The sequence below is a fragment of the Cohnella yongneupensis genome (assembly GCF_042655785.1).
Lineage (GTDB): Bacteria > Bacillota > Bacilli > Paenibacillales > Paenibacillaceae > Cohnella > Cohnella yongneupensis.
In genome coordinates this window covers 13,443-29,068 of sequence record NZ_JBHSNC010000055.1, presented here as the reverse complement: position 1 = coordinate 29,068, position 15,626 = coordinate 13,443, and the positions used below count along the sequence as shown (strand labels likewise).

Annotated in this window: 13 protein-coding genes; 1 reads left to right on the top strand and 12 read right to left on the bottom strand. The window is 51.4% G+C overall.

The window, feature by feature from the left end; all coding sequences use genetic code 11:
- Position 1: 1 nt before the first annotated feature.
- Positions 2 to 871, top strand: a complete 870-nt coding sequence (ligD, locus tag ACFPQ4_RS19220; protein WP_378113605.1) for a non-homologous end-joining DNA ligase — start codon at positions 2 to 4, stop codon at positions 869 to 871.
- Between the two features lie 4 nt (positions 872 to 875).
- Here ligD and cls read toward each other — a convergent pair whose 3' ends face one another.
- From cls to ACFPQ4_RS19160, 12 genes are all read right to left on the bottom strand, one after another.
- Positions 876 to 2,306 carry a cardiolipin synthase gene (gene cls / locus ACFPQ4_RS19215; RefSeq protein ID WP_378113517.1) on the bottom strand — a complete coding sequence of 477 codons (1,431 nt, stop codon included), beginning with the start codon at positions 2,304 to 2,306 and terminating at the stop codon, positions 876 to 878.
- A gap of 120 nt (positions 2,307 to 2,426) precedes the next feature.
- On the bottom strand, positions 2,427 to 4,787 hold the full coding sequence (locus tag ACFPQ4_RS19210) for a glycosyl hydrolase family 28-related protein (RefSeq protein ID WP_378113516.1): 2,361 nt from the start codon (positions 4,785 to 4,787) through the stop codon (positions 2,427 to 2,429).
- 172 nt (positions 4,788 to 4,959) lie between these two features.
- Complete coding sequence (galU, locus tag ACFPQ4_RS19205) at positions 4,960 to 5,844, bottom strand: UTP--glucose-1-phosphate uridylyltransferase GalU (protein ID WP_378113515.1); 885 nt, start codon at positions 5,842 to 5,844, stop codon at positions 4,960 to 4,962.
- A complete protein-coding gene (locus tag ACFPQ4_RS19200) occupies positions 5,841 to 7,028 on the bottom strand; it encodes a DegT/DnrJ/EryC1/StrS family aminotransferase (RefSeq protein ID WP_378113604.1) in 1,188 nt (395 codons plus the stop codon). Before ACFPQ4_RS19200 ends, galU begins: the two co-directional genes overlap by 4 nt.
- Positions 7,029 to 7,051: 23 nt before the next feature.
- Complete coding sequence (locus ACFPQ4_RS19195; protein WP_378113514.1) at positions 7,052 to 8,179, bottom strand: GNAT family N-acetyltransferase; 1,128 nt, start codon at positions 8,177 to 8,179, stop codon at positions 7,052 to 7,054.
- A gap of 41 nt (positions 8,180 to 8,220) precedes the next feature.
- Positions 8,221 to 9,600 (bottom strand): UDP-N-acetylglucosamine 4,6-dehydratase family protein, encoded by a 1,380-nt coding sequence (locus ACFPQ4_RS19190; RefSeq protein WP_378113513.1) that lies wholly within the window; start codon positions 9,598 to 9,600, stop codon positions 8,221 to 8,223.
- Between the two features lie 217 nt (positions 9,601 to 9,817).
- Positions 9,818 to 10,417 carry a sugar transferase gene (locus ACFPQ4_RS19185; RefSeq protein ID WP_378113512.1) on the bottom strand — a complete coding sequence of 200 codons (600 nt, stop codon included), beginning with the start codon at positions 10,415 to 10,417 and terminating at the stop codon, positions 9,818 to 9,820.
- Entirely contained in the window at positions 10,414 to 11,508 is a 1,095-nt protein-coding gene (locus ACFPQ4_RS19180; protein ID WP_378113511.1) for an aspartate aminotransferase family protein, read from the bottom strand. Before ACFPQ4_RS19180 ends, ACFPQ4_RS19185 begins: the two co-directional genes overlap by 4 nt.
- Complete coding sequence (locus ACFPQ4_RS19175) at positions 11,505 to 12,764, bottom strand: O-antigen ligase family protein (RefSeq protein WP_378113510.1); 1,260 nt, start codon at positions 12,762 to 12,764, stop codon at positions 11,505 to 11,507. Before ACFPQ4_RS19175 ends, ACFPQ4_RS19180 begins: the two co-directional genes overlap by 4 nt.
- Entirely contained in the window at positions 12,748 to 13,875 is a 1,128-nt protein-coding gene (locus ACFPQ4_RS19170) for a glycosyltransferase (protein ID WP_378113509.1), read from the bottom strand. Before ACFPQ4_RS19170 ends, ACFPQ4_RS19175 begins: the two co-directional genes overlap by 17 nt.
- A complete protein-coding gene (locus ACFPQ4_RS19165; RefSeq protein ID WP_378113508.1) occupies positions 13,856 to 14,713 on the bottom strand; it encodes an aldolase/citrate lyase family protein in 858 nt (285 codons plus the stop codon). The genes ACFPQ4_RS19170 and ACFPQ4_RS19165 overlap by 20 nt, the downstream gene beginning before the upstream one ends.
- A complete protein-coding gene (locus ACFPQ4_RS19160) occupies positions 14,710 to 15,621 on the bottom strand; it encodes an NAD(P)-dependent oxidoreductase (protein ID WP_378113603.1) in 912 nt (303 codons plus the stop codon). The genes ACFPQ4_RS19165 and ACFPQ4_RS19160 overlap by 4 nt, the downstream gene beginning before the upstream one ends.
- Positions 15,622 to 15,626 lie beyond the last annotated feature (5 nt).

Below are 15,626 nucleotides of genomic sequence, written 5' to 3'. Positions count from 1 at the left end.
GATGATTAAGCTTGGCGACTTCGAATTGTTTATTTCGCACCCGGACAAGCTGATTTGGCCCGATGTCGGACTGACTAAGCTAGGATACGTGGAGCGGCTTGCAAGGATCGGCCCCTTCTTGCTTCCGTACGCGACGGGACGTTACTTAACGACGATCCGTTACCCCGAAGGCATTCACGGCACGTCCTTCTATCAGAAAAACTGCCCTGAGCCGAAGCCGGATTTCATTCGTACGGCGCAGGACGGCAGCATCCGCTACGTCGTTCTCGATTCGATTCCCGCGTTGCTGTGGTTGGGTAGCTTATACAGCCTCGAATTTCACGTCTCTTCCGACGAAATCGACAAACCGCTTCCGAGCGCATGGATGCTCGACATCGACCCTTCGCTGGACGTCGAGCCGAGGCTCATGGAAGCAACCGCCCTTGTCGGCGAGCTGCTCTCTTCGCTCGGGTTGTCCGCCGTCCCGAAGACGTCCGGGGCTACAGGCGTTCAGATCGTTATGCCGATCGAGCGCGGTCCGAGCTTCGACGACCTGCGCCGCTTCGGCAAGTTCGTATCGGAATACTTGACCGCGAAGCATCCGAAGCTGTTCACCGTCGAGCGGATGAAGAAGGACCGCGGAAACCTCATCTATCTGGACTATATTCAGTATTATGCCGGAAGGACGCTTCCCGCCGCTTATTCCCCGCGCGCCCGTCCAGGCGCCACGGTATCTACGCCAATCTCGTGGGAAGAAGTCGGACGCGACGTTAAGCCGACCGATTATCATCTGCTTAATATCGGCGACCGGCTGCTCGCTCAGGGGGACTTGTTGGCGACTGCGCCAAAGCAACGGCTCGCGCCGATTATCTCGGGGCTGCCTAAGCAGTAATCCTTTACAACAAAGGCGACAATAGACGCGCCAGCGCCTCCTTAATCTTCTGCACGCGGGGACGATCCAAAAATACGCGCAAGTCGATCTCCGTGCTTCCTTCCAGATCGTCAAGAAAATCGTTCTCCAGCTTGCGGATCGTCTTCGGATCGAATAAGTGCGCGTTGATCTCGAAATTGCTGAAATAACTGCGCAAGTCCATGTTCGCCGAGCCTACGATACCGACCATCTCGTCGACGACGATCGTCTTCGCATGGACGAAGCCTTTGCGATATTGCCATACGCGCACGCCGCTTTGCATCATCGTTTCGACGTAGGACAACGTCGCCCAGTACACAAGCCATGTATCCGGTACGTAGGGCACGATGATGCGTACGTCCAATCCGTTCATCGCCGCGTCTCTTAACGCCATCGCGAGCGCGGTGCTTGGAATGAAATACGGCGTCGTAATCCAAATGCGATGTCGCGCAGCCGTAATAATCGCATATACGGAATCGTGTATCGCCTCCCCTATGATGCTAGGGCCCGAATGAACGATCTGCACGGCTTCTTCCACTTCGCAAGCATGCTCGGGAAGGAAGTGCGGATGATCGGGTTTTTCGCGCGTCGCCACTTCCCAATCTTTAAGGAAAACTTCCTGCAGCCGATAGACGGCATCCCCTTCTATCCGCATATGCGTATCCCGCCAATAGCCTAAACGCGGATGTTTGCCGACATATTCGTCTCCGAAGTTAATCCCGCCGACGAACCCGACTAGACCGTCCACGACGAGAATTTTCCGATGGTTGCGATAATTCATCCGCTTCTTGAGAAAGGAAGGCCGAAGCGGAAAGAAGCATGCGCATTGCACGCCGCCGTACCGCAATTCGCGAACGAAGCTGTCGCTAAGCTTAATGCTGCCGATGCCGTCGAACAGTACGCGTACCGTCACGCCTTCGCAAGCTTTGGCAAGCAACGCCTTCTGGAACAATCGCCCGACATCGTCGCCGCGCAGAATATAAGTCGACATATGGATATGATGCTTGGCATCCCGGATCGCTGCCAACATCGCTTCGTACGTATCGTGGCCGTTATTGTAAATCTCCGTATAGTTGCGCCCCGTGATGGGCATATGCCCGTTTTTGACCAACGCTTTGAATAAGCGTTGGCGGTCCGCAAACACGGGATCGGGCAGCGCGGTCGGATCCGTCAATAAAGTGCTCCTATCGAGCAATAGCTCGCGCCGGCGCACGTCGAGACTTCCTCTCTTCCTCGTCGTTCTTCTCCGCCGGTATTCGGTCGCGAGGAAGTAATACAAGGTAAATCCGATGAGCGGAAACAAGAACAAAATGAACAACCACGCTTGGGCGTTCGCCGGTCTGCGGAATTCGAGCAGCAAAATGGTGGCGGCTTGGAAGATGAAGATAACGAGCAGGATGAGAATAAGTAAAAGCATGAGAACCTCCGTCGGTCTTCGAGAACAGATAGGTTAATTATCCCCTTAATGACGACGCTACACAAACAAGAGACCGCCTCGAAATGAGGACGGTCTCGTAAATGGACGGTTTCGGTCGACTTACGACCAAGCCGAACCGTTCCACGTATAATAAACTTTCGTATCCGTTCCGTAATATTTCATAAAGCCGACTTGCGGCGTCGAAGGTCTTTGAGCCAGCGTGCCCAAGCTTCGGATCGTCGTACGCTCGTTGGCTCCCGTTCCGGACCAAGCCCAGACGCTGCCGCTCCACACGTAGAAATACTCGATATCCGTATTGTAGAAGTAAGCGATATTCGAGGCGGCGAAAGTCGTAGTCGAAGCGACCACGCCGGTACCGAGGGCTGTTTTCCCTGGGAAAGCCGTGTCCTCGAACTTTCCGGTAACTTTTCTAAATTTGCGGTTGATCTCCGAAATAAGGATAATCGTTCCGTCTGGATAGGCATATTCTCCCCTGCGCACCTCTCTTCTTCCGACTTCCAGAATAGGAACGGACGAGATGGACGGAGCGAACGTTTCCTTGATGTCAGTAACGTCCTTCGTGCTTATAACGCCCGTATCGCTTACCGTTAGACGGAAGTACCTGCCGTTCGGACTTTTGAGAACGACGCCGTTCTTTTCGAATACTAAATCTTTGTAGTTAACCGTATAGACGTTATATACCTTGCCCAGTTCGTTCGGGTTGTACGGGGAGATGGCAACAAGCGGTTGTTGATCGATAACCGAAGGCAAGTGGTTGGCAGAGGTCGGATAGTTGTTGTAATCGCCTTTAGGATTGTAAAGATAGACGTTACCGTTAATAAACACATTGGTGTCGCCGTTCAGTTGCATCAACCCATCGGTCGCGTCGCCGTTGCCGATCGCTTCCGCGAACATTAGGTTGTCATATTTCACATCCGTATTCAGATTGACCCTGTAGATCGTATCGTTACGGATGTAAATTTTATTGTCCTTCAGGCCATTGCCGAAGATCCTGTAGTTGCCCGAATAAATTTTAATCCATGCGTCTTTATTGTCTTCCGCGAAGTAACAGTTGTCGATATCCACGTAGACGTAAGTTTGTTCCGACTTCTGGGAGAAGTCGATCGCGCACGTTTTAATCGCTTCGAAATAACAATCCATAAGGTGCAATAACGCGGAATCGCCTGGCGTTTGGTTTTTGTAAACGAAGCCGTAAGCGTAACCTTCGATCGTACAGCCTTGATACTTGAGGCAGCGCGCGATCGCTTCAATCGATACCGCGGTGGACACGACCCCCGCCGCCACGCCGTCCGAGCTGATTTTCAGATTATGAAAATCGATCGTGTTCGTCTCTTCCCCGATAACGTTAACGCCTATAATGTTGCCCATCAACGAGCTTACCCCGCCGACGCCGCCGTACCACGTTTGCGATAATTGAAGACCGACTCTGAAGTACTCGATATGCACGTTGTGTAAGTACCATTCTTGCGCTTGGTTCACGAATATTCCGATGCCCGTGCCGTTCGAATTGCTGCTGATTCTTATGCCTTCGATGACGGTGCGTCTGCCCTTCCACCAGTTCGCGCTCGTCGTCGCCAATTCGAAGACGGACTTAACGTCCGAAATATAACCTTTAACGATCGCGCCGTATCCGGACAAATGAAGACCGGTCGTGCCCGCCAGCTTGATCGTGTCGGTTATTTTATAGGTGCCTCCGGGAAACAAAACGTTCAGATTGCCGCTGGATTCCGCGTAGGCTATCGCGTTTCGGATGGCAACCGTATCGTCCGCGACGCCGTCGCCTTTGGCGCCGTAATCTTTGACGTTGACGGTGCCCGTATTCGTTGCGCCGCCTCCTCCGCCTCCGCCGCCCGATAGATTGTCCAACTTGATTTTGTCAGCAACGCTCATGAATCCCGCCGCATTGGTCGAGACGATCGCATGAGCGGAGCCCCCCGCGCCTACGTGAGAAGAAGGTGCTGCGTCCGTGATCCCGAAGCCTGCCAACGTAGTCGGATTCGTACCCGCGGTCACGCGTCCCTTCGTGTCGACGGTTACGGATTTGTAAGTCCCGGGAACGACGCCGGCGCTTGCCAGCGTGGTTTGAATCGCGACGTTCGCGGAACCGTCGAAAGCAACCGAACCCGAAGCGTCGCCGGTAAGCGAGATCGTTTTTGCGAACTGAAGCTTCTCTGCTTGGTCGACAATGCCGTTATTATTTTTATCGTATACGGACTTTAGCATATCCCCCCCGCCGCTGCCGCCCCCGGAAGCAGGATGCACATGGTCCGCCCGAGCGTAAGCCTCGGAAGTTCCGGGCGTCGCCTTCCCGTCCGGCAAAGGCATCGTCGTTGCAGGCACGGGCATTTCGCTATACAACAAATCTATCGTATCGTAGACTTCTTCGAGCGCTTTCATGCTAGCATCCGCGTATTTTTGAGCATCCTCTAGATTCGAACGATCAATAGGTAACTCAGCCACTCACATTCCCCCGATGCGAGGCCAATTAAGGCCCTGATTTAGTAGATTGCTTCGATAATATATTCTTGCTAATTTGAGGGGTGCAACCATTCCGCTAGTCTTACGAACAAAATAAATAACCCTCCCATAAAGTATGAGAGAGTTTCGATCGGTGGCTATAACCTTCTTGCGTTTACACGCTCGCTGCCCGCTCGCGGGCCAGCAACGTCTCCATGGCGTTCAGGAGAGGCTGGCGGAGCTCGCCGTTTCGCATCGCGAAGTCGAGCGTCGTCAGAATAAAACCTAATTTTTCGCCTACATCGTAACGGGTTCCTTCGAAATCGTAAGCATACACGCCTTGGTCCCGATTCAGCTTCTGGATGGCGTCCGTCAATTGAATCTCGCCGCCGGCGCCGATCTCTTGCCGTTCGAGATAGTCGAAAATTTCGGGCGTCAGTATGTATCGGCCCATAATAGCTAGATTGGAAGGTGCCGTTCCGCGCTCGGGCTTCTCGATGAACCGGTTGACCGAAAATAATCTGCCTTCCGACTCCATAGGGTCCACGATTCCGTACCGATGAGTCTGATCCGCCGATACGGGCTGAACGCCGACGATGGACCGTCCCATTTGTTCGAAACGCTCGATCAATTGCATGGTACAAGGGACGTCGGCCTGGACGATATCGTCGCCGAGCAATACCGCGAACGGCTCGTCGCCGATAAATTTGCGGGCGCACCATACGGCATGCCCCAGCCCTCTCGCTTCTTTTTGGCGAATATAATGGATTTCCACGTTAGCCGATTTACGCACTTCCCCGAGCAATGCTAGCTTGCCTTGTTGCTCTAACGCATGTTCAAGCTCGTAAGCATTGTCAAAATGGTCTTCTATGGCTCTCTTACCTTTACCGGTTACGATAATGATATCTTCTATTCCCGACGCGACGGCTTCTTCGACGATATACTGGATCGTAGGTTTGTCGACGATCGGAAGCATCTCTTTCGGCATGGCTTTCGTCGCCGGAAGGAACCGGGTTCCCATGCCGGCAGCGGGAATAATCGCTTTCCTCACCTTTTTCATCGCCAGTCCCCCTTCTGCCTGAATGCCTGATTGCCTTTTTCGAAAACTTCCAAAATCGTATCTATCACTTCATTCTGCTCCTCTTCCGTAAGTCCGGAACCCGACGGTAAACAGATGCCCTGCGAAAATAATTCATCCGACACGCTCTGCTCTTCGCTATATGGATAGTATGCATACCCGTCGAATAACGGTTGTCGGTGAAGCGGCTTCCATACCGGACGGGCTTCAATATCGACTCGTTCAAGCGCGTTAAGCAAGTCGATATTGGAAACGTTCGCCTCTGCTTGGTCAACGGTAAGCGCGGTCAGCCATCGGGTGCTTCTGTCTCCGATCGTCTCCGGCATGAAGCTTACGCCGGGAAGGTGCGATAACCGGTCGACGTATCTTTGAAAAATTTGTCTCCGCAACATGACCTTCCGATCGAGGTTTACGAGCTGCCCTCTGCCGACCGAAGCGAGCAAATTGCTCAGACGGTAATTAAAACCCAATTGCGAATGCTCGTAATGGCGGGCAGGGTCGCGTGCTTGCAACGCCCAGAACCTGGCGCGTTCCAAAGCTTCCGTATCGTCCGAGACGAGCATTCCGCCGCCGGACGTCGTAATGATCTTGTTCCCGTTGAACGAGTAGATTCCGAAATCGCCCAACGTTCCGCATGCTTTGCCCGAATGAAGCGCGCCTAACGCTTCGGCGGCGTCTTCAATGACAACGATCCCGTAATGCGAACAAATTCGGGTTATTTCCGTCATGTTGGCGCTCTGACCGTATAAGTCGACGACGACCGCCGCCTTCGGCAGCTCCCCTCTTCGCTCAAGATCGGCGCAAGCTCTCGCAAGCGCGCTCGGGCACATGTTCCAGGAATCCGGCTCGGAGTCGATGAAGACGGGCACCGCCCGTTCGTACAAAATCGGATTCGCGCTGGCGACGAACGTTAGCGTAGAGCACAGCACTTTGTCATTCGGTTGAACGCCGGCAAGGCGCAACGCCAAATGAATGGCGGCTGTCCCCGATGACAGTGCCACGGCACCCTTGGCTCCTACGCTCGCGGCGATTTCTTGTTCGAACCGATCGACGTGGGGACCAAGAGGAGCGATCCAATTGGACTGAAGCGCTTCATGTATCATTTTCAATTCATTTACGTCCAGATGCGGCGGCGACAAATATATTTTTCTTCGCAGGGCAGGCAACAAATAGTCCTCACATCCTATCTTTAGATGGCATCGCGTTTGCGTGAATCGTATAAGACGTTATCGAAATGCGGATGTCTATAGATCGGGAAGAAGTCATCGAATGCCTGATTGGCCAGCCGTTCCTTCATTCGATCGTATATTTCGGGGAAATGAACCTTTTTCCCGACGTAATAATCGTATTCGTTATTGCTCCCGAACCCTTTTTTAAAGTGGTAGAGCGGGTCGTCGTTTCCTGCATACCCTCCCCCGAGATGCAAGAAGTCGTAGCCATTTCTTAGTCCCCAGAGCGCAATGTTATGGATCAAATACTTAGTCGGATTCAACTTCTTGTATTGTTTGTCCCAGCCTAAGAGAAAACCGTGCATATAGGGTTTATGCAGCCATACGGTAGCGGAGCAAATGGGCTCGTCCTCGTAAAGCACTTCGAACATCGCTACTTGATCGCCTAGCAACCGACAGGACTCCAGGCAAAATTCCTCGTTGAAATAGTAGTAGTCGTTGGCTTGAAGTCCTCCCATCGTTTCCCGATATAACCGGAGGAACACATCGACTCGGTCTAACGGATCGACTTGTCTGAAAGAGACCGGGTGTTCGTTGATTTTCCTTAAAGCTCTCCGATGGTCGCTGCAATAGTGCGAAGTAAGCGCGGCTTCCGGAACCCGTAAATCGACGCATATCGTGCTGCGTATGTTAGTCGGCTTAACGCCTGGATAATTCCGATGGTTATCGAGAAGGGGATGAAACCTCACGAATTCGGTCAGGATCCGCCGTTCTCGGCAAAACTCTCCGAATCTACGTTCAAACTTAGCGATCAAGCTGTCCTTGTCCTCGCCGGCAGCCAAATTGCACAAAGGACCGCCGTACCCGTACGAAGTCGTAATGTCGAACCATTCTCCTTCCGGAGCCAGTTCTCCGAGTCCTTGAGGGAAGTCGATGCGACGAATCAAAAAGGGGTAGCACACCATAGCACCGTTATTCCGGTATACGAATAGGCACGCTTTGCCTTCCCCCCGTTTCTCGTAAAGATGGCCGTACTCCGGAGCGTAAAAAATATCTTTATCGCCGACGATTCGTATGTATTCGCTCCATTCCTCGCGACTATCATAATCGACGACATGGACGCTTTCGTTGTCCGTCAATGGGTTCAATGCGCCTTCACCTCTCGTTTCACTGTCAATTGACGGTTGGTTTAACTAATCACTTTCAATGCCAAGTGGCTTTCTTCTTTCGATTCAGGGCAGGCGTATGTAGGAATCAATTCGTTCAACAAGCCTTTGACTTTGGCCGCGCTCGTCGTACCGCCTTCGCTGGACATCCATTTGAACTCGCTCACGATTTGTTTGAGCTCTTGTTCTTTGAAATTCATCGCTTTACCGACGAAAATCCGCTCGTGCACCGTCATCTCGAGCCCTTCCTCGGCCGTTAGCAGCTCTTCGAACATCTTCTCTCCGCCCCGTAATCCCGTGAACTTGATCTGAATATCTTTGCCCGGTTCAAAGCCGGACAACCGAATAAGAGCCGTCGCCAAGTCCAAAATTTTGACAGGCTGTCCCATATCCAAAATGAAAATTTCCCCTCCCTGAGCCAGTCCGCCGGCTTGCAAAACCAATTGGACGGCTTCCGGTATCGTCATGAAATAACGAACCATGTCTCGGTGGGTGACCGTAACAGGTCCGCCTTGCGAAATTTGTCTCTGAAACAACGGGAGTACGCTGCCTCTGCTCCCGAGCACGTTGCCGAAACGAACCGTCGTGAACACGGTTATTCCTTTGCCGTTCATCTGCTGAATGATCATTTCCGCCGCTCTCTTCGTCGCCCCCATGATGCTCGTGGGATTGACGGCTTTGTCCGACGAGATGAGCACGAACTTTCGCACGCCGAAGTGCAGACTCGCTTCCGCTACGTTCTGAGTCCCTAGAACGTTGTTCTTAACGGCTTCTAACGGATTCACTTCCATTAGCGGAACATGCTTGTGCGCTGCGGCATGAAACACGATTTCCGGACGATATTCGGAGAAGATTTCTTCCAGCCTCGCAGCATCTTGGATATCCGCGATGATCGGATAAGTTTTGACGTTTGCGTATCGTTCCTTCAGCTCTTGTTCAATCAGGTAAATGCTGTTTTCCCCGTGGCCGAGCAACAAGAGCATTTGGGGAGAAAGGCCGGCAACTTGCCTGCACAGCTCCGATCCGATGGATCCTCCCGCTCCGGTTATCAAAACGACACGGTTCTTGATGTAATCGCATACGCGGTTCATATCGGTAATGATAGGGTCTCTTCCTAGTAAGTCGTTAATCGAAATTTCACCGATTTTGAAGACCGGTTTTTCGTCCTTCGCCTGTATGGTTGAAGCGGAAGCCTTCACGGTTACGTTGTTCGCGCGATTTATCCATAGGTCCGAGGCAACTCTAGCCGCCGCGATTCCCGCGAAAATGCATAGAGCCGACAAAATCAAAGACATAGACGACACATACCCGTGTAAAAAAACTAGCGCGGCGATCGCGAATCCGACAATCGTAATTCCAGCATCGACGGCAATCCAATGAGGAAGACGAACGACTTTATTCATAAACTTTCCCCCTACGTAGAATAACGACGGTTCCAAAACTATAATGATACATTTTGTATCTAATTAATCCCTATTTTATGTTACATTAGGTATCTAGTCAATGAGAAAATGATTCTATTTGTAGCAAAATGATTCGCCATGTTTAGTGTTTATTCGCTATTATGATACTAAATGTATCATTATGGGCGTGATTAATTCACCCAAAGCGAGCTTTGGCCTATTCCACCGCTTTATTCCCTCTGAAGACCGGCGCGTTAATATACCCTTCGGCACTGATCCCCTTTTTTCCGATTACGCCCCATGCGGTTAAGCCTAGTATTTTAATATCCAACCACAAGGACCTATGATCGACGTACCAGACGTCCAACTCGAATTTCGTCTCCCAGGAAATCGCGTTTCTCCCGTTCACTTGCGCCCAACCGGTGATGCCGGGCATGACTTCGTGCCGCCTTGCCTGGACCGGGCTGTATAGAGGCAAATAGATCGTAGGAAGCGGCCTTGGACCTACTAGGCTAATATCTCCTTTAATGACGTTGATCAACTGTGGCAGCTCGTCCAAGCTATATTTGCGTATGAAGCTGCCGAATCGGGTTAGCCTCTGTTCATCGGTCAACATTTGACCATTGCCGTCCTTCTCGTCCGTAAGCGATCTGAACTTGTAAATGTTAAAAGGCTTGCCGCGCAGCCCCGCCCTTTGTTGTTTGAAAATAACGCGCGGCCCGAGATACGCCCGTATGAGCAGGGCTACGATCGCAATGAGCCAAGACAGGAGCACAAGCAAGACGCATGCGCCTAGTAAATCCATCGTTCGTTTCATGCCTGCATCTCCTCGCTAATCTTCTTAAGGACTTCGATTACTCTCTTCATATCGGATATGTCGTATCTTTGGTCGCTCGGAATGGATAAGATCCGGTTCATCACCGAAATCGTCGAAGCGAATCTCTCGTTATGAATAGCTGCCGGAATCGGCCAATGGACGGGACAGTAGATTTTCTCGCCGATCAGCTTCTCCCTCCAGCCTTGGCGATAATCGTCGATGAATATAGGCACAAAGAACGGGCAACTATCCTCGTCATAGGAGCGGAAAACCGGGGTTACTCCTGGTATGTCTTTCATTCCGTTCAGCAAGTATGCCGAGTTTTGTCGGCGTATTTCCTTCAATCGAGAAGGGTCAAGCCGATGCAAGAGACTTCGGGATTCGTCATCCATGCGATAGGCGTTCGAGTCCCGAAACAATAGCTCTTCGCTCTCGTTAAATTTCGCTAAATACGCTTCTTTTGTTTCCGGATCCCGGGAACGGATATATTCGCCCTTCAATAAGAGAGCTTCTCGCCTTATGCCGTAAAATCGCGGAAATTCCGGCAAGCGTTCCTCGATCGCTCTAGCGGACGAAGCCAGAAAGCCTCCGCTCGCTATTCCCGTCCACTTTCGTAGGCTGCAGACGTAATAATCGCTCTCGTCTAGCATTCGGTTTCGGGAGAACAAAGTATGGGTCACGTCCTCGACGACGAGCGTCCCGCTTCTGTTGAACCGCTTGATCGTGTCCCGCAAGCTCGCGTTGGTGAACTCGCCGTAATACCCCATATGGACGAATATTCCGATGTCCTTACTTGCGTAGGCTTCGATGTCGCTTAGATCGGGTCCGAGGCTTCCGTCGCAATTATAGAAGAGGCATTCATAGCCTTTATTTCTAAATGGATCGATGACGGAATCGCACGTGTAGGCGGGCATGAGCACGACTTTGGTTAACACTTCATTCTCTACGCGGTCTAATAGAAGCGAGAAAGCTCCCCTACCCGAAGCGGTGAGCGCGACATTCCCCCAAGCTTTAAGCCAACCAGGAATGTCCGCGCGCCTATCCAAAGGCCGTTCCTGTAGCCAATATTCGCTGCCTACTTCGGTTATCATTTCGAGCCTCCTGCCGGATGAATATTGGACCGGCCTAACACCCTGGACTTCGCTCCGCCGGCCGAATGCAGGGTCGGCAGGCTGATCCGCCTGTTCATCGCGGGAACCGAGCTTAGCATGCGAATGCCGTATCCGACCAGAAACCAAATTATGAACGCCCGCACACCTGGGCCGAACGGCGACTCTTCCTCGAATAACGAGTTAATCCATAGACTTAACATTAATAGCGAGAGGGTCTGAACGAATTTGTCGGGATTTAATCGGTATCTGATCGTAAACTTGTACAAAGGAATCAAGGATAACAACAATAAGATCGTCCCTCCGGCCAACCCGTAATGTACGAGCGCGGATAGTTGGAAATTTTCCACGTAGGTCGCGCCGATTCCGAAGATCGGATGCGCTTTAAAGATCGCCCACCCCTGTTCCATGATCGATACCCTGCCGGCCGACAACCCATCCAAATTTCCGCTGTTTTGAAAGGAAGCGATTCCCGTTACTTGCTTCAAGTATTGCTGGATTTGATTGTTTTGCAGCGCGTACACGGATGCCGCGACGATCGACAATATCGCGAAAAACTTTCTTTTTAAGGAGATGTTCATGAACATCAAATTGAATAAAAGAACCATAATCCCGGCAACCATGGACGCCCTGTTCATCATCATCGTGATGAACACCCCCATCAACGCAAGAACCGAATACTTGATCAGAGCTTGCGGTCGTAAAGCCGTTTCGTAGAGCTTGGCGATAATAATCATGGCCGAGAGGAGAATGGGGCCGAGCGAATTTTTCGATCCGTAGACGTAACCGTTAATGTCCATCATTCCCGTAGAGCTGAACGACTTTTGATAGACGCTGATCATGAGCACGATTACGAAGGCTATATAGACGAGCAATACTTTCTTCATCTTTCCGACATCGACGTAGCTAGGCACCATGTACCCGATAACCATAATGAACATGGAAATATTGAGATTTCGGACATGGTTCGTCGCTAAATACTCGCCGTTGCTGAAAATGTCCATCACCATGCAATAACAATCGAATAACAAAGTCAGCGTGAGATAGACGAGCAACGTTTGACTGAAATACACCCTGCTGCCGATCAATAAAGCGGCGAAGAGAACGAACCACGACAATAGCAGCAAGCCTTTGAACGAACCGTTCCCTTGCAGCCCCGGAAATTGAGAGCAGACGGACAAGACGATGCATAAAATCAACCCGGTAGTGACTATTTTCCGGCTAAACGAGTTCGGCACATTCAACACTTCCCGTTTCGTTTTTTTGAATCTTCTCCATGAGTTTGATGAACGATTCCCCGCTGTAAGTTGACTGCGCCGGGGACGGCTCGAGACGATGTTCCTTAAAGCGCGCAAGCAGCGATTTCTCGTCATCGAACCGATAAGTTACCGCGTAATTCCCGCATACGTCCCGAACGTAAGGCAAATCCGGCGCGAACAGCTTCAATCCTCGCGACATCGCCTCCACCAACGGTAGGCCTAACGACTCCACGCCGGAGGAGCAGAACGCGCCATCGGCCAGCTCGTACACTTTATCCATGGTAACGGGGCTCAATCTACCGGCGAACAAAATAAATTCCGATATTAACAAGTCGGCCGCGAGCTTTTCGATCTTCTTCGCGTAACCGTTCGCACCGGGGGAAAAGGTAAGCAGCATGCTTACGGGCCTGTCCGCGTTAGTCCGGTTATGGTCGGCAACGAACCGGATGAGCGTCTCTATTCTTTTGTAGCTATCCGGAGAAGCGACGCAAACGCCGAGATAATCTCCCTGCCTCTTCAATTCCGACAGCCTGTCCAGTAGGACGTCGTCTACTTTGCCGCCTTCGAATCGTGCCTGCTTCGGAGGAAGTACGAATACCCGGTTCGGATTTACCCGATACTCGCCGATGACGGCGTCCCGCATCCATCCCGTCTGAACGAACACGCCGGCCGCCTTCTTGCAAGACCGTTCGATCAAGAAGCCGTTCAGCCATTTGATTTTCAACACCAGCTTAAACGTAAGAATGCTTCTAGGCGCGAATTGAAGCGATTGGTGCAGGTACACGTATTGCGGCGTCGATTTCAAAATCAGGTTGCACGTATTTTCCAGAGACACGACGGCATCTATGCCGTTGTCCCGAATCGTAGACGGCAAATTCGCATAAAGCCATTTGAACCGTTTCCGATAGGATCTGCTGATTTCGATATAGCGGATATGAGGCGCATCGATCCGAACCGCTTGCTCCGCCTCTTTGGCGACTACGATCCAGTACCGGTTGACCGTATCTTGCGCGATATCCTCGATGCAACGGTTCAAGATGCTCATCGCCCCGCCGTACAACGCAGCCGGATTATAAATTAATATATTCATTGAGTTCCCACTTTTCGCGCCGCAAGCAGCGGCAGTGTTCTTGGACCAAGCTTTTGATTTTATTGAAATTCGAGTTCATCTCGCTAGAGCTCCATTGTCGTATCGCATTCTCGCGTTCTCTGATCTTGCGGACTTCTTGGCCGAAGTCTACTCGCTGCCTCAGCTCTTCCAAATTGACCGCCCGATTATGGAAGCTTCTAGATAAAATAACCATCTCCGACCCTAGTCTGTAATGCTCGGCCAAAATCATTTCCGCGGGAACGACGCCTTTGCCGATTTTGGCAATGCCTCCGAATCCGTACTTGATGCCTCTGGCTTTCAGCATTCGACACGCGAAGTCCACGACGCCGCAGCTTATGAGCTCGAACATGAAATCGAGCTTCATGCCTAAATACAAATCGTTCAAGCCTAGGTGTACTTCATCGATGCCCTTAATATCGAGAATTTCGTTTATTCTCACTAACGCCTGCGGGGTTTCCAACAGCAGGCAGGTTTTCGCTCTTCCGCCGACCCGGGCAACGAAGTAGGCGACCTCCTCCGCCGTCGTAAACATCGGCAGCATCAGGACGTCCGCTCCCCTGTCGATCGCTTCGTCTATTTCGCTAGCCGTATGCTCGTGAACAGGGTTGATTCTCACAAGAAGCTCGCACTTCTCGATTTTCGCGCGAACGGTCGAAATATCGCTCATCGAATGGGAGGACAAGACGGTATCCAAATGACCCTGCCGCTCCCATTTCCCGATTTTCTCTAAATCTATGAATATTCTGTCAACGCCGGAAGCTTCCGCCTCCTTCGCAATATCCGCGTCGTTCGTAATAAACATAAGTTGAATGGTCAACTGACCGCACCCCCGCCACGCAATTCGATTTGATTGCTCAAGATCCCGTTGGATATAAAAGCTTCGAGGTTTCGAATAACGAGATCGAACATTCGGGAATGGTTCTGATCGGAAACGAACGAATTGTGGGGAGTAACCAAGAGGTTCGGATGTTTCCAATAAGGATGCTCGGGGGATAAGGGCTCTTGCTCGAACACGTCGAGCGCGGCTCCGCGTATATGCCCGTTATTTAACCGCTCCAGCAAATCGGCTTCGTTAACGATTCCGCCCCGCGATACGTTAATGACGACAACGCCGGGTTTCGTCTTATCTAAACGGCTCCCGTTAAGCAAGCCTCGGGTTTCCTTCGTTAGAGGCAACGCAATCACGATGACATCGCAGCGGCATAAGAACGCGTCTAGCCGGCTGGACGGGACGCATTCATCGAAACATTGTACGGACGTTCCTGTCGAATTCAAGCCCAGGAGAGCACATCCGAACGCCTTCATTCTTTTGGCGACCTCGGTTCCGATGCTACCCGTTCCGATAATCCCTACCGTTTTGCCATGGAGCTCGATTAATTCGCGGTTCTTCGTCCACTCCGAACGCCTTTGATTGCGTTCGAAAAACCGGGTGTTTTTATAAATCTCCAGCGTTTTAAGTACGACCCATTCGGCAATGGGTACGCTGTATACGCCTTTTGCGTTGGCGATCGTTATATTCCGCGTTTCAACTTCCGGTAGAGGAATTCTGTCCAATCCGGAACTCGTCAATTGGATGAATTTCAGTCTCGGAAACCGACTTAAGGAGTGATGCAGCAAAAGCGAATTGCACACGACGACTTCGGAATCGTAGAGCATCGCTTCGAGAGGGCCGGATTCGTTATCGCATGTCGAAACTTCGTATCCGAGCTTGCTTATTTTTTGAATTTCGA

Bases quoted from the DNA above. Each gene is read 5' to 3' on its own strand.
- ligD (WP_378113605.1), top strand. From the start codon at position 2: ATGATTAAGCTTGGCGACTTCGAATTGTTTATTTCGCACCCGGACAAG.
- cls (WP_378113517.1), bottom strand. From the start codon at position 2,306: ATGCTTTTACTTATTCTCATCCTGCTCGTTATCTTCATCTTCCAAGCC.
- galU (WP_378113515.1), bottom strand. From the start codon at position 5,844: ATGAAAAAGGTGAGGAAAGCGATTATTCCCGCTGCCGGCATGGGAACC.
- ACFPQ4_RS19190 (WP_378113513.1), bottom strand. From the start codon at position 9,600: ATGAATAAAGTCGTTCGTCTTCCTCATTGGATTGCCGTCGATGCTGGA.
- ACFPQ4_RS19185 (WP_378113512.1), bottom strand. From the start codon at position 10,417: ATGAAACGAACGATGGATTTACTAGGCGCATGCGTCTTGCTTGTGCTC.
- ACFPQ4_RS19180 (WP_378113511.1), bottom strand. From the start codon at position 11,508: ATGATAACCGAAGTAGGCAGCGAATATTGGCTACAGGAACGGCCTTTG.
- ACFPQ4_RS19170 (WP_378113509.1), bottom strand. From the start codon at position 13,875: ATGAATATATTAATTTATAATCCGGCTGCGTTGTACGGCGGGGCGATG.